At 62.5% G+C, this 23172-nt stretch carries 22 protein-coding genes; 8 read left to right on the forward strand and 14 right to left on the reverse strand.

All coding sequences use genetic code 11. The annotated features are described in order from the left end of the window. Positions 1-201 precede the first annotated feature (201 nt). Positions 202-669 (reverse strand): GatB/YqeY domain-containing protein, encoded by a 468-nt coding sequence (locus tag RA29_RS16205; protein WP_039687608.1) that lies wholly within the window; start codon positions 667-669, stop codon positions 202-204. A gap of 206 nt (positions 670-875) precedes the next feature. Between RA29_RS16205 and carA the strand changes: the two genes are divergently transcribed. Then, positions 876-2024 (forward strand): glutamine-hydrolyzing carbamoyl-phosphate synthase small subunit, encoded by a 1149-nt coding sequence (gene carA, locus RA29_RS16210; protein ID WP_039687609.1) that lies wholly within the window; start codon positions 876-878, stop codon positions 2022-2024. An 83-nt stretch (positions 2025-2107) separates the two neighbouring features. Then, complete coding sequence (locus RA29_RS16215; protein ID WP_052249688.1) at positions 2108-4024, forward strand: glycosyltransferase; 1917 nt, start codon at positions 2108-2110, stop codon at positions 4022-4024. On the opposite strand, the gene RA29_RS16220 is transcribed toward RA29_RS16215, so the two are convergent. Further along, complete coding sequence (locus RA29_RS16220) at positions 4021-4674, reverse strand: GntR family transcriptional regulator (protein WP_039687610.1); 654 nt, start codon at positions 4672-4674, stop codon at positions 4021-4023. The genes RA29_RS16215 and RA29_RS16220 overlap by 4 nt on opposite strands. Positions 4675-4779: 105 nt before the next feature. Here RA29_RS16220 and RA29_RS16225 point away from each other — a divergent pair, with 105 nt between their 5' ends. Further along, entirely contained in the window at positions 4780-5427 is a 648-nt protein-coding gene (locus tag RA29_RS16225; RefSeq protein WP_039687612.1) for a pyrimidine 5'-nucleotidase, read from the forward strand. Positions 5428-5488: 61 nt separating this feature from the next. Further along, positions 5489-6694 (forward strand): UbiH/UbiF family hydroxylase, encoded by a 1206-nt coding sequence (locus RA29_RS16230; RefSeq protein ID WP_039687614.1) that lies wholly within the window; start codon positions 5489-5491, stop codon positions 6692-6694. A gap of 30 nt (positions 6695-6724) precedes the next feature. Here the strand turns inward: RA29_RS16230 and RA29_RS16235 are convergent, their stop codons facing one another. The 3 genes from RA29_RS16235 to RA29_RS16245 all read right to left on the reverse strand — a co-directional run bounded on the left by RA29_RS16235 (position 6725) and on the right by RA29_RS16245 (position 8878). Continuing rightward, the gene (locus tag RA29_RS16235; protein ID WP_039687616.1) at positions 6725-7852 is read right to left on the reverse strand and encodes an aminotransferase class V-fold PLP-dependent enzyme; all 1128 of its coding nucleotides are present in this window, start codon (positions 7850-7852) and stop codon (positions 6725-6727) included. A gap of 115 nt (positions 7853-7967) precedes the next feature. Then, a complete protein-coding gene (locus RA29_RS16240) occupies positions 7968-8426 on the reverse strand; it encodes an Lrp/AsnC family transcriptional regulator (RefSeq protein WP_039687618.1) in 459 nt (152 codons plus the stop codon). Then, positions 8423-8878, reverse strand: a complete 456-nt coding sequence (locus tag RA29_RS16245; protein WP_039687953.1) for an Lrp/AsnC family transcriptional regulator — start codon at positions 8876-8878, stop codon at positions 8423-8425. The genes RA29_RS16240 and RA29_RS16245 overlap by 4 nt, the downstream gene beginning before the upstream one ends. 133 nt (positions 8879-9011) lie before the next feature. Between RA29_RS16245 and ilvC the strand changes: the two genes are divergently transcribed. Further along, entirely contained in the window at positions 9012-10034 is a 1023-nt protein-coding gene (ilvC, locus tag RA29_RS16250) for a ketol-acid reductoisomerase (RefSeq protein ID WP_039687620.1), read from the forward strand. A 31-nt stretch (positions 10035-10065) separates the two neighbouring features. On the opposite strand, the gene RA29_RS16255 is transcribed toward ilvC, so the two are convergent. Further along, entirely contained in the window at positions 10066-10752 is a 687-nt protein-coding gene (locus RA29_RS16255) for a winged helix-turn-helix domain-containing protein (RefSeq protein ID WP_039687622.1), read from the reverse strand. Positions 10753-10823: 71 nt separating this feature from the next. Here RA29_RS16255 and RA29_RS16260 point away from each other — a divergent pair, with 71 nt between their 5' ends. The 3 genes from RA29_RS16260 to RA29_RS16270 are packed head-to-tail and all read left to right on the forward strand — an operon-like array spanning position 10824 to position 12398. Continuing rightward, the gene (locus RA29_RS16260; protein ID WP_039687623.1) at positions 10824-11147 is read left to right on the forward strand and encodes an NIPSNAP family protein; all 324 of its coding nucleotides are present in this window, start codon (positions 10824-10826) and stop codon (positions 11145-11147) included. Beyond that, positions 11144-11491 (forward strand): antibiotic biosynthesis monooxygenase, encoded by a 348-nt coding sequence (locus RA29_RS16265; RefSeq protein ID WP_039687625.1) that lies wholly within the window; start codon positions 11144-11146, stop codon positions 11489-11491. The genes RA29_RS16260 and RA29_RS16265 overlap by 4 nt, the downstream gene beginning before the upstream one ends. Continuing rightward, a complete protein-coding gene (locus RA29_RS16270; RefSeq protein ID WP_039687627.1) occupies positions 11481-12398 on the forward strand; it encodes a DMT family transporter in 918 nt (305 codons plus the stop codon). Before RA29_RS16265 ends, RA29_RS16270 begins: the two co-directional genes overlap by 11 nt. Positions 12399-12447: 49 nt before the next feature. On the opposite strand, the gene glmM is transcribed toward RA29_RS16270, so the two are convergent. The 8 genes from glmM to RA29_RS16310 all read right to left on the reverse strand — a co-directional run bounded on the left by glmM (position 12448) and on the right by RA29_RS16310 (position 23106). After that, on the reverse strand, positions 12448-13794 hold the full coding sequence (gene glmM / locus RA29_RS16275; RefSeq protein ID WP_039687629.1) for a phosphoglucosamine mutase: 1347 nt from the start codon (positions 13792-13794) through the stop codon (positions 12448-12450). A 1-nt stretch (position 13795) separates the two neighbouring features. Next, positions 13796-14773 carry a dihydropteroate synthase gene (folP, locus tag RA29_RS16280; protein WP_039687631.1) on the reverse strand — a complete coding sequence of 326 codons (978 nt, stop codon included), beginning with the start codon at positions 14771-14773 and terminating at the stop codon, positions 13796-13798. Continuing rightward, the gene (locus tag RA29_RS16285) at positions 14773-15702 is read right to left on the reverse strand and encodes a dihydroneopterin aldolase (protein WP_039687633.1); all 930 of its coding nucleotides are present in this window, start codon (positions 15700-15702) and stop codon (positions 14773-14775) included. Before RA29_RS16285 ends, folP begins: the two co-directional genes overlap by 1 nt. A 94-nt stretch (positions 15703-15796) precedes the next feature. After that, complete coding sequence (locus tag RA29_RS16290) at positions 15797-16438, reverse strand: cell wall hydrolase (RefSeq protein WP_039687635.1); 642 nt, start codon at positions 16436-16438, stop codon at positions 15797-15799. Positions 16439-16591: 153 nt separating this feature from the next. Beyond that, positions 16592-19129 carry a putative PEP-binding protein gene (locus RA29_RS16295; protein WP_039687637.1) on the reverse strand — a complete coding sequence of 846 codons (2538 nt, stop codon included), beginning with the start codon at positions 19127-19129 and terminating at the stop codon, positions 16592-16594. Between the two features lie 232 nt (positions 19130-19361). Further along, entirely contained in the window at positions 19362-21653 is a 2292-nt protein-coding gene (glyS, locus tag RA29_RS16300; RefSeq protein ID WP_039687639.1) for a glycine--tRNA ligase subunit beta, read from the reverse strand. Further along, on the reverse strand, positions 21653-22168 hold the full coding sequence (locus RA29_RS16305) for a DUF6446 family protein (protein ID WP_039687641.1): 516 nt from the start codon (positions 22166-22168) through the stop codon (positions 21653-21655). Before RA29_RS16305 ends, glyS begins: the two co-directional genes overlap by 1 nt. Then, the gene (locus RA29_RS16310) at positions 22165-23106 is read right to left on the reverse strand and encodes a glycine--tRNA ligase subunit alpha (protein ID WP_039687642.1); all 942 of its coding nucleotides are present in this window, start codon (positions 23104-23106) and stop codon (positions 22165-22167) included. Before RA29_RS16310 ends, RA29_RS16305 begins: the two co-directional genes overlap by 4 nt. Positions 23107-23172: the final 66 nt, after the last annotated feature.

The raw sequence follows: 23172 nt of genomic DNA on the forward strand, positions 1-23172 counted from the left end.
CAATGCCCGGGCTTAGGCAAAACACGCAGTTTGCCCCCGAAAATGTGCAGTTTCGCAAAATCAGGGCAATTCCGGCCCGTTTCAGCCGCCTGAAAACACGCAGTTTGACAGGCAAACTTCGCAGTTTCCGCATCCGGGCACAGCGCCCGGCATCAAAAAAGGCGGGCATTAACCCGCCTTAACAGACCGCACGCCGCCCCGTCAGGAGGCCGCGCAGAGCCGATCCTTAACCATTGGCCCCACCGCACCGAAATCCATCTGGCCGGTGTATTTGGACTTCAGAACGCCCATCACCTTGCCCATGTCGCGGATGCTGTCTGCACCCACCTCGGCAATCGCATCATCCACCGCTTTGGCAGATGCCGCATCATCCAGTTTCTGCGGCAGAAACTCTTCGATCACCGTGGTTTCCGCCATCTCGCGCTCGGCCAGATCAAGCCGCCCACCCTCTTCATAGGTCTTGGCGCTCTCCTTGCGCTGCTTGACCATTTTCCCAAGGATCGCAAGGACTTCGCCCTCGCCTACGCCGTCATCCTGACCGGCGGCACGGGCGTCGATATCCTTGTCCTTGATGGCGGCATTGATCAGGCGCAGCGTGGATAGTCGGTCTGCATCCTTGTCTTTCATGGCCTGCTTAAGCGCGGCCGAAATCTTGGTGCGCAAATCCATTTAATGTCCATCCCCATGGGCACGTGTTGAACGCTTAAAATAGGGCATTGGCAAGAGTGAGGCAAGGGCAAGGATATGGGCTAAGTGACTGTTTTATAATCACAAAGTAAATTCATGAACGGGCTTGACCAAGCTCCGTCTCCACACTAGTTTCCGCGCAATTTGCCTGCACCCACCTGTCTCTGCTCGCCTCAGGAAGCCCTGCCATGACCCCAGCCAAACCCACCGCCTGCCTCGCCCTCGCCGACGGAACTTTGTTTTATGGTCAAGGGTTTGGCGCCACCGGCCAGACCGAGGCGGAGCTCTGTTTCAACACCGCCATGACAGGCTATCAAGAGATCATGACCGACCCCTCCTATGCCGGTCAGATCGTCACCTTCACCTTCCCCCATATCGGCAATGTGGGCGTGAACCCCGAAGATGACGAAACCGGCGATCCCGTCGCCTCCGGCATGGTGGTCAAGTGGATGCCCACCGACCCCTCGAACTGGCGCGCCGCGCAGGATCTGTCGAGCTGGCTCGCCAGCCGGGGCCGCATCGCCATCGGCGGCGTCGACACCCGCCGTCTGACGCGCGCCATCCGGCAGGCGGGCGCACCACATGTAGCGTTGTCGCACAACCCCGACGGCATATTTGACATCGAAGCGCTCGTCGCCGCCGCCCGCGGTTTCGCCGGCTTGGAAGGCATGGATCTGGCCAAAGACGTCACCTGCGCTCAGTCCTACCGCTGGAACGAAAAGCGGTGGGCCTGGCCCGACGGCTACACCCCGCAGGAAGATCCCAAGTTCAAAGTGGTTGCGGTGGACTACGGCGCCAAACGCAACATCTTGCGCTGCCTCGCCTCAGCAGGCTGCGACGTGACCGTCCTGCCCGCCACCGCCACCGCAGACGAAGTGATGGCCCACGACCCCGATGGCGTGTTCCTGTCGAACGGCCCCGGCGACCCGGCCGCGACCGGTGAATATGCAGTCCCGATGATCCGCGACGTGCTGGAGAAGGATCTTCCTGTGTTCGGCATCTGCCTGGGCCACCAGATGCTGGCGCTCGCGCTTGGGGCCAAAACGGTCAAGATGAACCACGGCCACCATGGCGCCAACCACCCGGTCAAGGATCTGGACACCGGCAAGGTCGAAATTACGTCGATGAATCACGGGTTTGCGGTCGATGCCCAGACCCTGCCCGACGGCGTGGTTGAAACACATACGTCCCTGTTCGACGGCTCGAACTGCGGCATCCGGGTCGAGGGCAAACCGGTCTATTCCGTGCAGTACCACCCCGAAGCCAGCCCCGGCCCGCAAGACAGCTATTACCTGTTCGAGCGCTTTGCCGAGGCAATGGCCTCCCGAGCAGGTTGAATTTTAAGCACACAGGGACAACCTTAACCGGTTGTTAACCACGGATTGCGATGGGTGAAGGGCCCTGATTTCAGGACCTTTTCATGAGTGATCCACTCCTACGTTTGTCATCGCCGCAGCCCGTGGCGCGGCGGCCGCGCCCCGCAGTTCCTGTGGGCCGTCAACTGGTGAACGCAGGGCTGATCACCCAGACAACCCTGCTGGATGCGCTCAGCAAGCAGCACAGGATCGACGCGCCTTTGGGCGAGATCCTTGTGGCAGACGGGCATGTGGACCCCAGCGATGTGCTGGATGCGCTGGCCGTCCAGCACGATGCCGACCGCGTCGATCTGACTATCAATCCACCCAGTCCGCTCATGGCGCAAGCCATGCCTGTGCATCTGTGTCAGAGCTTTGGCGTGGTGCCCTGGCGCTGGATCGGGAACACGTTGCTTGTGGCCACGACGCGCCCCGACCGTATCCCGGACCTGGCCCGCGCTCTCGACAAGCCACCCTGGGCCGTGCTGCCGGTCCTCGCCCCCATCGACCAAATTCATGACCAGATCACAGCGCTTTATGGCGCACACCTTGCCCATCAGGCCGCACACAAGGTGCCCGAAGATCTGAGTTGTCGGACGTGGTCCTCGCCCCTAAGCAACAGAACCTCCAGGCTCTATGCGGGTGCTGCGCTCCTCATGTTGCTGAGCTTGCTTTTTCCGGCATGGATTGCAACCGCGGCCATCGGCTGGGCGATGCTCACGCTTATCATGGCCACAACCCTGAAGCTGGCCGCCCTGATCGCGCGCTTGGTGTACCAGGTCCCTGTGCCGACCGAACCGATGCCGCCACAATTGCCCACCCGCCTGCCCCGGGTTTCAGTCATGGTGCCCCTGTTCAAGGAAGAGCGCATTGCAGAGGCACTGATCACCCGCCTGTCGCGGCTGACATACCCCAAGGCGCTGCTGGACGTCGTGCTGGTGCTTGAGGCTAAGGACAGCGTCACCCGCGCCACCCTCACCCGTACGAAACTGCCGCGCTGGATGCGCGTGATCGAGGTGCCGGATGACGGCACCATAACCACCAAACCCCGCGCCCTGAACTATGCGCTCGACTTTTGTCAGGGCGACATCATCGGCGTGTGGGACGCCGAGGATGCACCAGAAACCGACCAGATCGAAAAGGTGGTCGCGAAGTTCGCCGCAGCCGGGCCAGACGTGGCCTGCCTGCAGGGGATGCTGGACTACTACAATGCACGCCACAACTGGCTGGCGCGCTGTTTTACCATCGAATACGCCAGCTGGTGGCGCCTTGTCCTGCCGGGGGTCGAGCAGCTTGGACTGGTTCTGCCGCTTGGGGGGACGACCCTGTTCTTTCGGCGCGACATCCTTGAGGAACTGGGCGGGTGGGACGCCCACAACGTGACCGAAGATGCTGATCTGGGCCTGCGGCTTGCCCGTCGCGGATACCGAACCGAACTCATCCGCACCGTCACCTATGAAGAGGCGAACTGCCGGGCCTGGCCGTGGGTCAAGCAGCGCTCGCGCTGGCTCAAGGGCTACCTGATCACCTATTGCGTGCACATGCGGAGCCCCATGGCGCTGTTGCGCGATCTGGGCTTCAAACGGTTCTGCGGCGTGCAGGCGATGTTCCTGGCCACCGTGTCCCAATTCGCGGCCCTGCCCGTGCTGTGGAGCTTTTGGCTGCCTGCCGCGGGTCTACCGCACCCGGTCATTGTCACACTTGGTCAGGCGGTAATGTGGCCCATCGCAATCCTGTTTATTTTTGCCGAACTTCTGAACCTGACCATTGCAATGATGGCTGTGTCAGACCGGGCGCACCGCCATCTTGTCCCGTGGGCACTGACGCTGCCGCTCTATTTTCCGCTAGCCGCCCTCGCAAGTTACAAGGCGCTCTATGAAATGGTGCGCGCGCCATTCTACTGGGACAAGACGCAGCACGGCACCGCAACAGGCGACATCGTGCGGCCCATTCACAACGAAGGGGATCAGGCCGCGCCCTAGGCTTCGTCCCGGCGCGTTTCGGCGTCCTGCTTGAGACGGGTCATGAATGCGACAGAGATGTGGTCACGCAGCGCCTTGCCCGCTTCTTCGGCGTTCTTGGCCTCGATCGCGCTGACAATGCGGTCATGTTCTTCCTGTGCAATACGGGTCCGTCCGTCGGCTGCGAGCGATGTGGTCGCCATCAGGGCCATGGTCCGGTGCACCAGGTCCAGTTGCTGCACAAGATAGCGGTTGTGCGAGGCAAGGTGGATTTGCGTGTGGAACCGCCGGTTGGCGCGGGCCAGCGCGGGTGGATCATTGACCAACTCATTGTCGGCCTCGACCATCTCGCGCAAAATCCGCACCTCTTCCGCCGTCGCGTGTTGGGCTGCCAGCGATGCAGCAAGCCCCTCAAGCTCGCGCCGCACGACGTAAAGCTCGGACATCTGGTTGTGGTCCAGCGATGCCACGATCAGGCTGCGCCCATCCCGCGATAAAAGCGATTGGGTTTCGAGCCGCTGGAGCGCCTCGCGCACCGGCGTGCGGGACACGCCGAACCGTTCGGCCAGTTCACTCTCCACCAGCCGATCACCGGGGCGATACGTGCCGATGTCGATGGCCTCAAGGATCATGGAATAGGCATCGGTGTTGGTGGGACGTGGAGCAGGCATGGCATCTTCGCAAGTCGTTGAATTTCAACACCGTAGTGCGGGTATACCGCATGGCGCAACCCCAAGCCCTTGCAGATTGGCCCGGCCCCGCCTATCCACGCGGCCATGCCATCCGCTGATTTCACGCATGTCCGCACCTGGGTCTTTGACCTCGACAATACGCTGTATCCGCCCGCCGTACGGCTTTTCGACCAGATCGAAGAGCGGATGAGGGCTTATGTCATGGACGCGCTGAACGTCACGCTGGCCGAGGCGGATCGGCTCCGCGTCCACTACTGGCACACCCACGGCACGACATTGGCGGGGCTGATGCGCGAACACGATCTTGATCCAATGCCCTTTCTCGAGGACGTGCACGACATCTCTTTTGATCAGCTGACGCCGGACCCAGAGCTGGCGGCGCAAATCCGCGACCTGCCGGGGCGCAAGATCGTCTACACCAATGGCAGCGCCCCCTATGCCGCGCGGGTGCTTGAGGCCCGGGGCCTGTCCGGGCTGTTCGACGCGACCTATGGCGTGGAGCATGCGGATTTCCAGCCCAAGCCCGAGCGCGCCGCCTTTGTCCGTGTCTTCGGTCGCGACGGGCTGGCGCCAGAAGCGGCCGCGATGTTCGAGGATGAGCCGCGCAACCTCGCCGTGCCGCATGATATGGGGATGCGGACCGTGCATGTCGCCCCAGCACGCGCCGATGGCGAACATATCCATCACTACACGGACGACCTCGGCGCGTTTCTCGCGCGGCTGACAGGGTAGGACAGGATGCCGCCTTGGCCGTGCCAATGCACAGCATAGGTTGGTGATGCGGAGGAAAGAGATGACCAACACGTGTGACATTCTGATTTCCGGCGGCGGCATCGCCGGGCTTACGGCAGCGGCGGCCTTTGGCACCGCAGGGTTCAAAGTGATTTGCGTGGACCCAACCCCGCCGGTGACCAACCGCGATGCTGACGGCGCAGACATGCGCACGACGGCCATGCTGCAACCAGCGCGCGCACTGCTTGACCGTGCAGGCGTGTGGGATGCCCTCGCGCCCCATGGCGCGGCGCTTGACGTGATGCAGATCGCCGATGCCGCGACCGAGACGGGCGCTGCGCGTGAGGTCAAAGCCTTTCGCGCGTCCGACGTATCCGACCTGCCCTTCGGCTGGAACTTCCCCAACTGGCGGCTGCGGCGTGAAGTGCTGGCGCGCCTTGACGAATTGGACACCGTCGATTTCCGCCCCGGCACCGCCACGACCCGTTTCCTCGGCCGCACGGCAGAAGCCCGTGTCGGCCTAAGCGACGGCACATCGGTCAAAGCGCGCCTTGTGATCGCCGCCGACGGGCGCAACTCGCCCATGCGTCAGGCGGCAGGCATCGGCGTTACAACAAAGCGCTACGGTCAGAAGGCGCTCGCCTTCGCCGTCACGCATCCGATCCCACACGACAATGTCTCGACCGAAGTGCACCGCACCGGAGGCCCCTTCACCCTCGTGCCACTGCCCGATCACGACGGGATGCCCTGCTCGGCCATCGTCTGGATGGATGATGGCCCAAAATCGGTCGCGCGGATGGCACTGGACAAGGAGGCGTTCGAAGCCGAGATGACCGAGCGCAGCTGCCATATCCTCGGGCCGCTGAGCCTCGCCTCGCGCCGGTCGATCTGGCCCATCATCAGCCAGATCGCCGACCGGCTGAACGCAACCCGACTGGCCCTGATCGCAGAGGCTGCGCATGTTGTGCCCCCAATCGGGGCGCAGGGACTGAACATGTCGCTGGCGGATACGACAACGCTGCTGGATCTGGCGATTGCCCACCCGGACACGCTGGGCGACGCCAAAATGCTCGACGCCTATCACGCTGCACGCTACAGGGATATCCGGATGCGGGTGACGGGCATCGACCTGCTGAACCGCACCAGCCAGGCGACATCACCGCTGGCCCGCGATGCGCGCGCCATGGGTCTGAAAGCCCTGCACGAGATCGCACCGGTGCGCAAAACCCTGATGAAACTGGGACTTGGCGTTCAGGCGGCAGGCTAAGGCGGAGGACATCTCCGCCTTACGAGTGCCTCAGAGCACCTGATCAACAACGCGCTTCAAGCGCGCGACAGTACCGTCAACATCATAGAGTTTGTCGAGACCAAAAAGCCCAAGCCGGAAGGTCCGGAAGTCCGCAGGTTCATCGCATTGAAGCGGCACACCGGCGGCAATCTGCATCCCTTCCGCCGCAAAACGCTTGCCTGTCTGGATGTCGGGATCAGCAGTGTAGCTCACAACCACACCCGGCGCGCCAAACCCGTCAGCAGCGACTGATGTCACGCCCTTCTCAGCAAGCATCGAGCGCACCGCGCCACCCAAGGCCCACTGCGCGTCCTTCAGCTTGTCAAACCCATACGCCTGCGTCTCTTTCATCGTATCGCGGAAATCGCGCAGCGCGTCCGTCGGCATCGTCGCGTGATAGGCATGACCACCGCCCTCATAGGCCATCATGATCTGGTGCCACTTCTTCAAGTCAATCGCGAAGCTGTCCGAGGTTGTTTCCTCCATCCGCGCCACAGCCCGCTCCGACAGCATGACAAGCCCTGCACAGGGCGACGCGCTCCACCCCTTCTGCGGGGCCGAGATCAGTACATCGACGCCCAAGCCGCGCATATCGACCCATGCACATCCCGACGCGATGCAATCCAGCACCATCAGCGCACCCACCTCGTGCGCGGCGGCGGCAATTGCTGCGATGTAGTCATCCGGCAGGATCACACCCGCGCTGGTTTCCACATGCGGGGCAAAGACGACATCCGGCTTCTGCTCGCGGATCGCATCGACTACAGTCTCGATCGGCGCAGGCGCAAAGGGCGATGGCGACGCATTCCCGGTCTGGCGGGCCTTCAACACAGTGGTGTTGGCCGTTAGCCCACCGGTCTCAAAGATCTGGCTCCAGCGGTACGAAAACCACCCGTTGCGCACGACCAGCACATCGGCGCCGCGCCCAAACTGACGGGCAACCGCCTCCATCCCGAAGGTCCCGCCCCCCGGAACCACAACGACTGCATCGGCGGCGTACACCTCTTTCAGCATCGACGAGATGTCGTTCATCACACTTTGAAACGCGGCGCTCATATGGTTGAGCGACCGGTCGGTGAAGACGACGGAGAATTCCTCAAGACCCTGCGGGTCAATAGTATCCAGCAATGCGGGCATGGTGATGTCCTTTCTCTTTCAGCAGCACATAGCGGCTTGGGCGCGCAGGAACAAAGCCTATCACGGTATACATTCGCGGCAGTGCGGCATGGCGCGCCGCCGATGGGAAACCCCGTCAGCCAATCGGCCCCGGTCGGCGCTCTTCGCTGAGCAGCACATTCGCCTCGACCTCACCCGCACCGGGCAGGGTCATGATGCGGCGGCGCAGGACACGCTCGAAGTCCGGCAGGTCACGGGCGACGACACGCAGACGGTAATCATAGAGACCCAGAACATGCTCCACCGTTTGCACTTCGGGGATCGCCGAAACAGCGCGTTCAAAATCCTCAAGGCTCACGCGACCTTTCGTTGCCAGCTTAACGCCCAGAAAGACGGTCACCCCAAATCCTAGCTTCTCGGCATCCAGAACCAACCGCTGCCCCCGGATCACACCCGCCTCGCGCAAACGCTTGATGCGCCGCCACGCGGCAGGCTGAGACAATCCGCACGCCCGCCCAACCGCACCGGCCCCCTGCCCGGCATCTTCGGCCAACAGGCGCAAAATCGCGAAATCGGTCGCATCCAGATCGATCACAGCGGCAGCCCCTCGTCGCTTTTGATCCGCGCGACCTGCATCAACGCCTCAATGTCCGCGATATGCGGCAAGGTCAGGATGCGACTGCGATAGAGGTGCTGGTAGTGGCTCATATCCGGCGCAATGACCGACAGGCGCACATCAACGCGACCAAGAAAGGTCTGGATCTCAATGACCTCCGGCACCTCACGCGCCGCCTCAATGAACTCGTCGAACGCGCGGGATTGTGTCTTGTCCAAGGTCACGCGCAGCGACACCTCAACAGCGTACCCAAGCGCCCCCCAATCAATGACTGCCTGCACACCCTTAACCAACCCGGCCTCGCGCAACTTGGCCTGACGTCGCGCCAACTGCCCCGGACTCACCCGCGCCCGCTCCGCCAGCTCGGCAGGTGCAAGTGAAGGGTCTGCCTGCCATTGCCGCAGTATGCGCCGGTCAGCATCATCAAGCATGATATTTGCGAGTTTCCTGAATTTGACGAATGATCCAATCTTCATCTTGCCAAATAAACTCAAAACACAACGCTGACCAGAGGCAACATCGCCCGTATAACGCGCCCCAGACACAAACTCCGGAGGGAAAACCATGCGCGTTTACTATGACCGCGATTGCGACATCAACCTGATCAAAGACATGAACGTGGCCATCCTCGGCTACGGCTCACAGGGCCACGCCCACGCCCTGAACCTGCGCGACAGCGGCGCGAAAAACGTCGTCGTCGCCCTGCGCGAAGGCTCGCCCTCGATCGCCAAGGCCGAAGGCGAAGGCCTGAAAACCATGGGCATCGCCGAAGCGGCAGCGTGGGCCGACCTGATCATGTTCACAATGCCCGATGAACTGCAGGCCGAAACCTACAAGAAATACGTCCACGACAACATCCGCGAGGGTGCAGCCATCGCCTTTGCCCACGGCCTGAACGTCCACTTCGGCCTGATCGAACCCAAGCCCGGCATCGACGTGGTGATGATGGCGCCCAAGGGCCCCGGTCACACTGTGCGCGGTGAGTATGTCAAAGGCGGCGGCGTGCCCTGCCTCGTGGCTGTCGACAACGACGCCTCCGGCCGCGCGCTGGAAATCGGCCTGTCCTACTGCTCCGCCATCGGCGGTGGTCGTTCGGGCATCATCGAGACAAACTTCCGCGAAGAGTGTGAAACCGACCTCTTCGGCGAACAGGCCGTGCTCTGCGGTGGTCTGGTCGAGCTGATCCGCATGGGCTTCGAAACCCTCGTGGAAGCCGGCTACGCCCCCGAGATGGCCTATTTCGAATGCCTGCACGAGGTGAAGCTGATCGTGGACCTAATCTACGAAGGCGGCATCGCAAACATGAACTACTCGATCTCGAACACGGCCGAGTATGGCGAATACGTCTCCGGCCCGCGCGTGCTGCCCTATGACGAGACGAAGGCGCGCATGAAAGCGATCCTGACCGACATCCAGACCGGCAAGTTCGTGCGTGACTTCATGCAGGAAAACGCGGTCGGCCAGCCCTTCTTCAAAGGCACACGTCGCATCAACGACGAACACCAGATCGAAGCCACAGGTGAGACCCTGCGCGGCATGATGCCGTGGATTTCGGCCGGCAAAATGGTCGACAAATCAAAGAACTAAAACCCGTAGGGTGCGCATTCACTGCGCACCGCTACCCGACGTCTGGAAAGGCCGCTGCAAAAGCGGCCTTTCCTTTTTCCGTCACCAGCACGGCCCGACTGCCTGTATCCCGACGCATCCACGCCTGATCTTCCATACGTTTCAGAATGGCACGCCCCAAAGACCCAGCCAGATGATTGCGCCGCTCCGACCAATCCAGACAGGTCCGGCACATGCGCGCCCGTCCCGCCTCCAACCCGGCGACATCAACACCGAACCAGGTGACAAAGTCGCGCCCCGCGCCTGTTAGCGCCACATCCTCACCGTGCTCGGCCAGCAATCCGCGCGCGACAAGGCTGCGATACATCTGCACGCCCATCCGCCCAGCCAGATGGTTGTAGCACACCCGCGCCACCTGCATCTGCGCGTCCTTCGGCCCGGTGCGTACCCGCGTGGCCCCCTTGCGCGCCGCAAGCCCCATCAGCGCCTCAAGCACACCAGCGACCTCGGCATCCGCCAGATTGAAGTACTTGTGCCGCCCCGATTTGCGCGGTGCGATCAACTCGGCATCCGCCAGCTTCGACAAATGCCCACTGGCCGTCGATAGGCCCACACCCGCCTCCTCCGCCAATTCAGACGCGGTCAACGCCCGCCCATCCATAAGCGCCGTCAGGATGTTCGCCCGCGCCGGATCACCGATCAGCGCCGCGATGTGAGAGATGTCTGGACCTTCCTTCATAGTTCGACCGTAGCCGAAGCATTCCCGTCCGTCAAAGTGCTAGCCAATGCGCAGCAACGAAAGGACAACACATGCTCACCTGCATCATCCAGTATCAAATCGACCCCACCAAACGCGCAGCGTTCGCTGAATACGGCGCACGCTGGGGCCAGTGCATCCCCCGCTGCGGCGCCGACCTTGTGGGATATTTTGCACCATACGAAGGGTCCTCTACCCTCGCCTACGGCATCTATCACATTGAAAACCTTGCCGCTTATGAACAATACCGCGCCCGCCTCGCAGCCGACCCACAAGGACGTGAAAATTACCTGTTTGCACAATCCGAGAAATTCATTCTCAAGGAAGACAGGACATGGCTGCAAAACGTGTCCGCACCACAGGGAGGCTCCACATGATTGCTGTTATCTTCGAGGTCTGGCCGAAGGACGGCCACCGCACGCCCTATCTGAACCGGGCCGCAGCCCTCAAGGACCACCTGAGCGACATCCCCGGCTTCATCTCGGTCGAACGTTTCGAAAGCCTTGTCGAGCCGGGCAAGCTCCTGTCGCTATCCTTCTGGGAGGACGAAGCCGCACTGGAACACTGGCGCAAACTCCCCGAACATCGCGTTGCCCAAAGCGCGGGTCGCGACATTCACTTCGACAACTACCGGCTGCGTGTCGCTGGCGTCATCCGCGACTACGGCATGACCGAACGCGATCAGGCGCCGACCGACAGCAAGGCCCTGCATGACCGATAGCCCTAAGATCACGGGCACAAGCTGGCTGATGGTTGCCATCCTTGGGTTTACCTGGGGTGGCACGTTCCTTGTGACGGAAATCGCGCTGCGCGGGATCACGCCGTTCTGGCTGGCGGCCGGGCGCATCTGCTTTGCCGCCGTCCTGATGGTGGCGATCTGGCAGGCGCTCGGCGGCAAGCTGTTCAAAAACCCAACTACACCAGACACTTGGACAGCAGTGGTGGCCATAGGCGCCTTCAGCTCGGCCATCCCCTTCATGCTGCTTGCCTGGGGTCAGCAATACGTCACCTCGGGCTTCGCAGGCGTCTCAATGGCCTCCGTGGCGCTGATCGTGTTGCCGCTCTCGCACTTCTTTGTCCCTGGCGAACAGATGACGTGGCGGCGCTGCCTTGGCTTCATTATCGGTTTTGTCGGCGTCTGCATCCTGATCGGCGGACAAGCGTTCGAAACCAGCGGCGCACAGCTTGAGGCAGCGGGCCGCATCGCCTGCATCAGTGCCGCCTGCTGCTACGGCATCTCCTCCATCCTGATGCGTCGCCTGCCTGCGGTGGATCCCATCGGCCTCTCTACGGTACTGCTTTTGATCGCCGCCTGCATCACCCTGCCCGCCGCATGGATCGTCGAGGGGCCGCCACCCCTACCCGACACACAAACCCTGATCGTCATCGCCTGCCTTGGCCTGATCCCTACAGCAGCAGCCAACATGCTGCGCGTCTTGGTGATCCGCAGCGCAGGCCCGGTGTTCATGTCGATCACGAATTACCAGGTACCGGTCTGGTCCGTGGTCATGGGCGCTCTGATCCTGAACGAGCCGCTGCCAGCAAGCCTCCTTTCGGCTATGGTACTCATCCTCGCAGGCGTCGGCCTCAGCCAATATGGCGCGCTCAGCAGGCTCTTTCCGCGCTGATCCACACCTTCATCTTGCAAGATAAACTCCCCCCGGAGGGTCGGTCAGCCTATTGTGTAATGGCCGCCTCCACCGCGCTGACCACATGATCCACGCTTGCGGTCAGCACAGCTTCATCCTCGCTCTCGGCCATCACACGGATCAGTGGCTCGGTCCCAGACTTGCGGATCAAAAGCCGCCCGTTGCCGTTCAATTGCCCTTCCGCTTCGGAAATCGCGGCTTTCACACTCTCCACCTCAAGCGGGGTTTGCCCCGCGGCAAAGCGCACATTCTTCAAAAGCTGCGGCACCGGGTCAAAGACGTGCAGCACTTCGCTCGCTTTTTTGCCGGATTGCACCAGCTCCGCGAGGAATTGCAGCCCGGCCATCAATCCGTCACCGGTGGTGGCATAGTCGGTCATCACAATATGACCCGACTGCTCGCCGCCCAGGTTGAAGTCGCCCTGCCGCATCCGCTCGACCACATAGCGGTCACCGACACCCGTGCGCTCCAACCGCACGCCATGTCCCTGCAAGAACCGCTCAAGACCAAGGTTCGACATCACCGTCGCCACCAGGGCGTTGTTCCGCAACCGCCCTTCTGACGCCCAGCGGGCGGCCATCAGCCCCATGAACTGGTCGCCATTTCCGACGCGCCCCTTTTCATCCAGCAGGATCACACGGTCCGCGTCGCCATCAAGGCAGATGCCAACGTCAGCGCCATGCGCCACCACCGCCTCGGCCGCGGTTTGCGGATGCATCGAGCCGCAGCCCTCATTGATGTTATGCCCATTGGGCGACACACCCACAGGGATCACGGTCGCGCCAAGTTCCCACAACGCTTCGGGCGCCACGCGGTAGGATGCGCCATTCGCGCAGTCCACCACCACCTTCAGACCATCCAGCCGCATCTGTCGGGGAAACGAGGATTTCACCCGCTCCACATAGCGGAACCGGCCGTCGTCAATGCGCTTGGCGCGCCCGATTGTCCCCGCGGGGACAGGCTCAACCCCTTGGGACACAAGGTTTTCTATTTCGGCTTCGGCCGCGTCGCTCAGCTTGTAACCATCGGGGCCAAAGAACTTGATGCCGTTGTCGTGGGCCGGGTTGTGGCTGGCGGAAATCATCACGCCCAGGTCAGCGCGCATGGATCGGGTCAGCAGCCCAACCGCGGGTGTCGGCACTGGACCCAAGAGCAGAACATTCATACCCGTACTGGTCAGCCCAGCCGTCAGCGCGTTTTCGAACATGTAACCAGACAGGCGCGTATCCTTGCCGATGACCACGCGGTGCACGCTGTCCCCGTCCCTGCGAAAGTACCGCCCCACAGCCGCACCGATGCGCAGCGCCATCTCGGCCGTCATGGGGGCCAGGTTTGCCGTGCCCCGGACGCCGTCCGTCCCGAAGAGTTTTGTCATGTCAGGGATGTGCCACGGATGCGCGCCACAGCGCAATGGCCTGCGCATGGTCGGCGACGTCATGCGCACGGATGATCTGCACGCCTTGGGCGATGGCAGCGAGGGCCACGGCGACGGACCCGGGCGTCCGCGCGGATGCCTCGGGCGCGTTCCCGAGTGTCCCGATAAACCGCTTGCGCGACGCCCCCAGCAGGATCGGCACACCTAGGCTGTGGAACAAGCTGATCCGGTTCAGAAGGGCCAGGTTGTGGTCCAGTGTCTTGCCAAAGCCGATGCCGGGATCGGCGATGATCCGGTCCTTGGCAACGCCTGCGGCCTGCAAAACTTCGATCCTTTCGGCGACGAAGTCGTACACATCCAGCAGCACATCGTCATAGGTCGGATTGTCCTGCATGGTCTGCGGATCGCCCTGCGCATGCATGACGCACACAGGCACGCCACGCGCGGCACAGAGTGGCGCGAGATCGGGATCATAGGTGAAGCCAGATACATCGTTGACGATGCTGGCACCCGCATCCAGTGCCGCCTCGGCCACCGCCGCCTTGCGCGTATCAATGGAGATGGGCGTGGTGACACCTGCGGCACGCAAATCGCGGATCACGGGCGCGGTGCGTGCGATTTCCTCTTCCACATCGACGGTCTGCGCACCGGGTCGCGTGCTTTCGCCCCCGATATCGAGGATCTCCGCCCCCTGCCCGATCAGCGCCTGCCCGTGCGCCACAGCATCACTGCGCGCATTGTGTTGGCCACCGTCCGAGAAACTGTCTGGCGTGGTGTTCAGGATGCCCATGATTTGCGGCGCGTCCCACGTCCGATCAAACGCCGCCCGCTCGGCAGTGGTCAACTCGGACACCGGCACCACACGCGGCGCGGTATCGCGCGACAGCAGCTCCACATCCGTAAACCAACAGCCGCCACATGGGATCGCACCCGCCGGTCGGGCCGGACCGACCTGCATCAACGGACGGACGTTCCGCATCAGAGCGTGGCCTGATCCGCAGGCATGGCGCGCAGCGCAACGGGCGCGTCGATGGGGCCGTCATCGCCAATGACCAGCATCTCGCGCACATCGAAGGTCGCGGCAAACCACGACGCCAGCGCAACAGCGTCCGCACCCTTAGCCGAAGGGCCGTCAACGGCATCCAGCACGATCTTGGACGGCGCCCAGACGCAAGCCTGCCCGTTGCGCATGGCCCAGTCGAGTTCGGTCCGCGTGTCCACCACCTTGCAGCGCGCATCGCGGGCCGCCAGCACCCAGGCGTTCTGTTCGATGGCCAAGAGGTCGATGCGCCGCTGCGCAAGTGGATGGCTGGCCTGCGGTGCGTCGATGTCTGCAGGGCCGACGCAGAAGATCAGCGGGCGGCCCATAGCTTCAAGCTGGTCGATCCAGCCGCTCAGGTGGTCCGAGGCGATGGCCGCGTTCGACAGATACACCAGCTCGGGGTGCATCACGTCCTCTTCCATATCCTCCGCCGCCACAGGCCGCGCTGTGCCCCGGCTGCGCACAATCTCGACGCCCAGAGCACCGGGGCCCCGGTCCAGCTTTTCGATGCGGACAAAGACGCGCATCGCCTGTGGCTCGATCAGGATGCGGTCGGCCACACGTTCGGCGAGAGTTTCCAGCAGGTTGAGACGTTCTGCGGCCAGTTCATATGTGATCGCCTCGGTCACCTTGTCATAGGACAGGATGCGGTCCACGTCGTCGTCAATGGGGCCGGTGAGCGGACGCACCTCAACAACGATGTTGAAGCAGATACGCTGGGTCACACCGCGCTCGGCCTGAAAGGCACCGATTTCGACGTCGACCGTATGATCGCGGACCGAAATGCGGTCGAGCGGGGCGGAGGTTGCCGTCGCCTCTGACCGTTCGGAAGGATGGGAAAAAGCGAGACGTATTTCGGATGCCATGGGAGCGCGGCCTTTGCAGAGGAACTCGCGCCCTTCTATCCAAGCTGTCCCCGCGGGGACAGGGGCAAAGACGCCGCCCCTGCGCCCGAAAACGTCAGTTCGACGCGGTCTGGAATGTGTGGCGGTAGAACACGTGCACACCGATGGCAGCGGTCCGGGTGTAAACGCGGCTCCAGCGCGGGCGGACGGCGGTGGTGTGATAGTGGGTTGCCCCCTCGGTCAGGTCGGGGGCGCGGCCGTCAAGCACGGCACGGGCAACCTTGCCCACGCGCTCAAACGCGCGGGGTTCGTGGATCGTCTCGGGGTTGCCATCGCAGGTGTAGGTAAACTGGCACTGGTAGCGCTTGCCCGTGCCCTGGTTGATCACACCGCACACATTGTCGGGAAAGCGCGCGCTGCGCACGCGGTTCATGATGACCTCGGCCACGGCAAACTGGCCTCGGACCGTTTCGCCACGCGCCTCAAAGTAAAGCGCTTCGCTCAGGCATTTCCAGTGTGCGCCGCCCTTGGCAGAGGGCTGTGCGTCAAGCCAGTTTCGTGTGAAGGACACATTCGTTGCTTGCGCCGGTGGGGTCAGAAGATCCCCGAGCCGCGCCTGCGAAATTCCGCGCAGACCGCGCGCCTCGGCCGCCCGCAGCGCGTCGCCGGTGGCAGCCGGACCGTCCGCGTCAGATGCAAAAAGCGGTGTGGCCGCGCAGATAAAGAACGCGAGAAGCGCCTTACCCAAACGTTGCATGGATCACCCCAGGATCATTGTCGATCCGCGGCATTTAGGGAAAAATCGACGAAACGTCCAGTTTTAGGGCGTTTTGGTCGCACATGGCCGCTATGCGTTGGCGAGATATGGCTTGTGGCGGCCTACGCCATACAGGCGTTTGGACCCGCTCAGCTACTCTATTTTGTGGGCGATTGCCAGTTGAGCGGACGCCAGCCGAGCCACCGGAACGCGAAACGGAGAGCAGGAAACATAGTCAAATCCCGCATTCCGACAGAATGCAATCGATTCGGGATTGCCCCCATGTTCGCCACACATCGACAGCGTGATGTCGGGCCGCGCCGCGCGCCCCCGCTCCGATCCGAGTGTCAGCAATTCGCCCACCCCGTCGATGTCGAGAGAGTGGAAAGGGTCCTCTACAAACACCTCTTGCCGCACATAGTCGGACATGAACCGGCCCGCGTCATCGCGCGACAGGCCGTATGTCATTTGCGTCAGATCATTGGTGCCGAAGGACAGGAAACTACAATGCTGGGCAATGTCACCTGCGCGCAGTGCGGCGCGCGGTGTCTCGACCATCACGCCCAGCTTGTAGTCAAATGCGGCGCCCGCCGTCATGGCCACGGTTGTGGCGACCGCATCCACGCGCGCGCGCACCAGTTCAACCTCGCGCTTGGCGCTGACGAGTGGGATCATGATCTCGGGCACGACCGGCTCGCCGTCGCGGCTGGCTTCAATGGTCGCCTCAAAGATGGCACGGGCCTGCATCTCGTAGATCTCGGGCAGCGTCACGCCAAGGCGCACGCCGCGCTGGCCCAGCATCGGGTTGTATTCCATCAGCGCCTCGATCCTGCGCGTGACGTCAGAGAGGGGCAGGTTCAGGGCGTCCGCCAGCGCACGTTGCCCGTTCCGATCCGTGGGCAGAAACTCGTGCAAGGGCGGATCAAAGAGCCGGATGCAGACCGGTTTACCCTGCATGATCCGGAACAGCTGGATGAAATCCGCGCGCTGCATGGGCAGGAGCCGTTCCAGCACCGCGCGGCGGTCATCACTGGTGGCGGCAAAGATCATCTCGCGCATCACCGTGAGCCGCCCGGGTTCGAAAAACATGTGTTCCGTCCGGCACAGCCCGATGCCTTGGGCATTGAAATTGCTGGCCGTTTGCGCATCTGCGGGTGTGTCGGCATTGGCGCGGATGCCGATGTCACGTTCCGCATCGGCCCAGTCCATCAGGTCGTTGAACGCATCATCAAGGGCCGCTTCCTGCATCTCGGGCGCACCGAAAAGGATGGTGCCGTTGGTCCCGTCCACGGTCACGATCTCGCCCGCCTTGATGACGCGCCCATCTTGCGTGACGATCTGCCCCTTGCGGGTCTGAAAGCGCATATCACTTACGCCCACCACGCAGGGCAGGCCGATACCGCGCCCGATCACCGCCGCGTGGCTGGTGATACCACCCCGTTCGGTGATGACAGCGCTGGCGGCGTGCATGCCGCGGACATCCTCGGGCGAGGTTTCGCGACGGACGAGGATGCAATCCTCGCGTCGGGCAGCACTTGCTTGCGCGTCGTTGGACGAAAAGACGAGGCGCCCGGTGGCCGCACCCGGGCTTGCCGCGATGCCGGTTCCGAGGATGTCACGCTTGGCATGGCGGTCGACCTGACGGTGCAGAAGCTCGTTCAATGTGCGCGGTTCGATCCGCATCAGCGCCTCTTGTCGCGGGATGATGCCGTCGCGCGCGAGCTGCACGGCGATGCGCACCGCAGCGCGGGACGAGCGTGTGACGCGCACACCGTCAAGGATATGCAAGTGCCCGTTTTCAATGGTGAATTCCACCTGCATCTCTTCGCGCAGCTTGACGCGCATCAGACGCGCATGTTCCACAAGCTGGGCAAATCCGTCGGGCACCTGATCCTCAAGCGAGGGGCCACGGGGGTCACGGCTGATGAAGAGGCTGTTGGCGTCGGTGCGGAGCGCATCGCGGCCCTGGCTTTGGCGCAGGTAGCGCCCGGTGATCTGGGGCATCCCGGTCTTTGAGGACACAAGCTGGAGGACACCGGAGCCGCTTTCGCCATGCCCCACACCGAAGGCCATCTGCTGGACCACGAGGCCGAGCCCCGCGTCCGCGGGCGCGCCCTTGGCCTGGCGTAAGAGCCGGGCGGAGGTGCCTTCCCATGCGCGGGCCATGGATTTCAGCACCCCGGCCAGTTGTTCGGCGCGGGTGGTCGGAAACGGGATTTCCGTTTCGTTTTCATAAGCTTCGAGGGTTTGTTGCAGGGCCTCTGGCCCCTCGCCGGTCACGTCGTCGAACATGTCGGGATCGAGCCGATCCACGTGGATGGCGTAGCTTTGCACGAAGCGGGTGAAGAGCGTGGCCGCCGCATCGGTTCCAAGCGTCGCGCAGAGTGCTTCGAACCGCGTGTCGTTCATGCCGACGTTGAGGATGGCCGAGGGGCCGCCCCAATCCGGGTCCTCGGATGAGGGGCGCACGCAGAGCAGTGCCTCGTCCGGGAATTCACCTAAAATCGCTGGAATATCAGGGAGATGGCCGTTTGCGATGTCGTGCACGGCATCGAAAGACAAGGCCACCGTAGCCGGCACCGGCAGGTCCAGCCGCTTGAGCCGTTGCAGGCATTTGGCCCGCCCGCCATGGGTCTGCGTCGCAATGGGCGCGGTGGGGGTGACCAGGGTTGTATGCGGGTTATTCTGCACTGCGGCATGGCTCCTCTGCGAGGCGCAGCATAGCCTGAAAGCCTGCCCGCACAAGGGTTTAGGTCTGCGACTTTCGGCCTGTGACAGGGTGGCACCATGCGTACACACCCCGTGCACCCCCTGTACACCGGCTGCGGGCGCAGAAAGCAGGGTTTGCGCAACGGTTTAGTCGCGTGAAACAGGGGGGCCAGCCCCCTTACCCCCCGGAGTTTATCTGGCAAGATGAAGAGGATCAGCCTTCGATCTTTGTCAGGTCCGCGACGGAGAGGCAGAGCGCGCGGATGCGGCTGAGCAGGTTGAGCCGGTTGCGGCGGACGGTCTGGTTGTCGGCGTTGATTTGGACCGCTTCGAAGAAGGCGTCGATAGGGCCTCGGAGTGTTGCCATGGCCTGCATGGCGGATGCGAAGTCCTGTGCCTCCATCGCCGGGGCGATTTTGGCTTCGGCGGCGTCCAGCGCTTCGAACAGGGCCTTTTCCTCGGCTTCCTCGGCGAACTTGATGTCGGCGCCGTAGGAGTATTCGACGCCGTCCGCTTCCTCGGCCTGGGTGAGGATGTTGTTGGCGCGTTTGAAGCCCTGGATCAGGTTTTCACCATCGTCGGTGGCGAGGGTTTCGGAGAGGGCTTTGGCCCGCTTGACCAGCAGGGTGAGGTCGTCGTTTTGCGGCATCGCGATACAGGCGTCGATGATGTCGTGGCGGATGCCTTGGTCGCGGAGGTAGACTTTGAGCCGGTCGTGGAAGAAGGAGAGGAGGTCGGCTGCCAATTGTTCCGTAGTGAGCAGTGGGGAGACCTGATAGTTGCGGTCAAGATGCAAATCCACATCGACTTCCCAAGCCAAGTTCCCCGCGTCCAGCTTACCCTTCAACACTTCCCGATTCATCTGCAATGATGGGTTTTCCACGTCACCTGAATAACCTGAAGTCCAAAAATTCTGATTTCGTTCTGCGCCCGAAACGAAGTGCGAAATCATATACGGTATACGGTAAATATCCCAGACTACGCCGTAGTACGAATTCTTAATGACTTGCCGAAGGCTGAAAGAGTACTGAGCTGTCAACAAAAGCCGAATAACACCCAACGCTGCACGACGCAGCGCAAACGGGTCCTTCGATCCCGTCGGCTTCTCATCAATCGCCCAGAAGCCTGTCAACGTATCCAGCTTGTCGGCCAAAGCCACCGCGACCGAAACAGGTGCAGTAGGCACATCATCAGACGGCCCCAATGGCGAGTAGTGTTCTTGGGCGGCAGCGGCGATGGCGGTGTTTTTCTCGGTTTCGCCGATGTAATACCGCCCCATAAGCCCTTGAAGTTCTGGGAATTCGTAGACCATTTCGGAGCTGAGGTCGGCTTTGGCCAGGCGGGCGGCCTCTTCGGCTTGGGCCTCATCGGCGCCGACGATGGGGGCCAGTTCCTTGGCCAGTGCTGCGATGCGGTTGATGCGGTCGGCTTGTGACCCAAGCTTGTTGTGGAAGGTCACGTTTTCAAGGGCTTGCGTCCAGACGCTCATGTCGGACTTCGCGACGCGCAGGTCATTTTCCCAGAAGAACTTGGCATCTGCCAGCCGGGCGCTCAGCACCTTTTCGTTGCCTGCGAGGATCGTGGCGCCGTTGTCTGCCGTTTCGCGGTTCGCCACGGTGATGAACCGTTCGATGCGGCCCGTTTTGGGATTGCGGACGGAAAAGAACTTCTGGTGCTCTTTCATCGAGGTTTGTAGCACTTCGGGCGGCAGGTCGAGGAAGTCGTCACCGATCTTGCCCATCAGGACCACAGGCCATTCGACAAGACCCGCGACCTCGGCCAAGAGGCCTTTGTCTTCGACCACTTCGAGGCCGCTCGCGAAGGCCGCGTTGGTCGCGTCGTGCCAGATGGCTTCAGACCGGTCGGCGGCGTTCAGAATCACATGAGCGCGCTTGAGCTTCTTCTCGTAATCCTCGAAAGAGGTTACGGAAAAGCGGCCCGGGGCCATGAAGCGGTGGCCTTCGGTCGTGTCGGTGAAGGCGATGCCGTCGACCTCACCCGGCACGACTTCGGTCCCTGCCTCATCGCTCAGGATGCAAAGGATCGAGTGCAGCGGGCGCACCCATTTGAGCGCGCCCGACCCCCAGCGCATGGATTTGGGCCAAGGGAAGGTGCGGACGGTCTGGGCCAACACCTCGGCAATGATCTCAGCCGCCGGGCGGCCTGGCTTTTCGATCACGGCGAAAAGGACGTTGCCCTTGGGCGTCTCGCGCTCTTCGACTTGATCGCGGGTCAGGCCCGCGCCGCGCAGGAACCCTTCGATCGCCTTTTCCGGCGCGTCGGCCTTGGGGCCCTTGCGCTCTTCACGGGTCGTGGGGCTTTCCGCCAGCAGCCCCTCGACCGTCAGCGTCAGGCGGCGGGGCGTGGTGAAGGCGGCGGCGGAGGCGTAGGTCAGCCCGGCCTCGACAAGACCGTTCGTGACCAGCTTTTGCAGGTCTTCACCGGCGCGCTTTTGCATGCGCGCGGGGATTTCTTCGGAGAAGAGTTCGATCAGGAGGTCAGGCATTAGTTTGTTTCTCGTTCCGGGCATTCTTCGCCGACGATGGTCCCGTCATAGGCTTTTTCGCCGCAATCATTGAGTTCGTGCCAGACATAGCCGCGCCCGTCTTCGGTGATGGCGACGATGCGGTCGACGCCGAAATCGACGTTTTTCTGGCCCAGGAAGGGGAGTGCCGTGCCTGCGTCAAGCTCGGCAGCGATGGCGGCGGCGTCGAAGCAGTCGAACCAGCCGGGGGCGTTACGGGGGGTGGCGTCTTCGAGACCCACATAGGTCTCCGTCAGCAGGGACAGCGACAGGTCGGTGGTAAAGCAGGCCCGGTAGCGAATGGGCGAGCTTTCGGCGTCGATGGCCTGGAAGTTGTCGAAGGGGATGGGTTCGGGTGCGTCCGTGACGACCGAGACAAGCTGGACGTCCGCCTCGACCACCTCTTCGTAGAAGCCGTAGACTTGCAGGTAGTAGAGGGCCGCGCCCGCGATGATCCCACTCAGCACGATGACAATTCCAATGATTTTTCCGCTCACGCTGCGTCCTCGGGTTGCCAGCCGCCTGCGCGGGTCTGGACGAAGGCGTCGGCGCATTGCTTGGCCAGTGCGCGGACGCGGCCGATATAGGCCTGACGTTCGGTAACCGAGATCACGCCGCGCGCGTCGAGCAGGTTGAAGATGTGGGACGCCTTGATGCACTGGTCATAGGCCGGGTGGGCCATGATGATGCGCTTGCCGGTCTTAGGGTCGTCGTGTTCGGCGGCGAGGATCGCCCTGCACTCGTTTTCGGCCTCCACGAAGTGGTCCAACAGCACCTCAGTGTTCGCGGTGTCGAAATTCCAGCGGGCGTATTCCTCTTCCGTTTGTTTGAAGATGTCGCCGTAGCTGAGCGCGATGGGTGTTTGCGGGTCGTTGAAGGGCATGTCCATGACGTGATCGACACCGAGGATATACATCGCCAGACGTTCGAGCCCGTAGGTCAACTCACCCGAGACCGGATGGCAGTCATGGCCGCCAACCTGTTGAAAGTAGGTGAATTGCGACACTTCCATGCCATCGCACCAGACCTCCCACCCGAGGCCCCAGGCGCCGAGCGTGGGGCTTTCCCAGTCATCCTCGACAAAGCGTATGTCGTGCAGGTCCATGTCGATGCCGATGGCACGGAGCGAGCCGAGGTAGAGGTCCTGCAGGTCCGGCGGGCTGGGTTTGATCAGCACCTGGTACTGGTAGTAGTGCTGAAGCCGGTTGGGGTTCTCACCATAGCGCCCATCGGTTGGACGGCGCGAGGGCTGGACATAGGCGGCGGCCCAGGGCTGCGTGCCAAGTGACCGCAGAGTTGTGGCCGGGTGGAACGTCCCTGCCCCGACTTCCATGTCATAGGGTTGCAGCACGGCGCAGCCCTTTGCTGCCCAGTAATTCTGCAGGCGCAGGATGATCTCCTGAAAGGATTTGGGCGTGGTGACGGTGTCGGACATGATCGGGCTGCCATCGGTTGGATTTGCCTGCCTTACCTACGGCCCACCCCCCGAATGGTCAATTGC

This window comes from Tateyamaria sp. ANG-S1 (assembly GCF_000814025.1).
Classification (GTDB): domain Bacteria; phylum Pseudomonadota; class Alphaproteobacteria; order Rhodobacterales; family Rhodobacteraceae; genus Tateyamaria.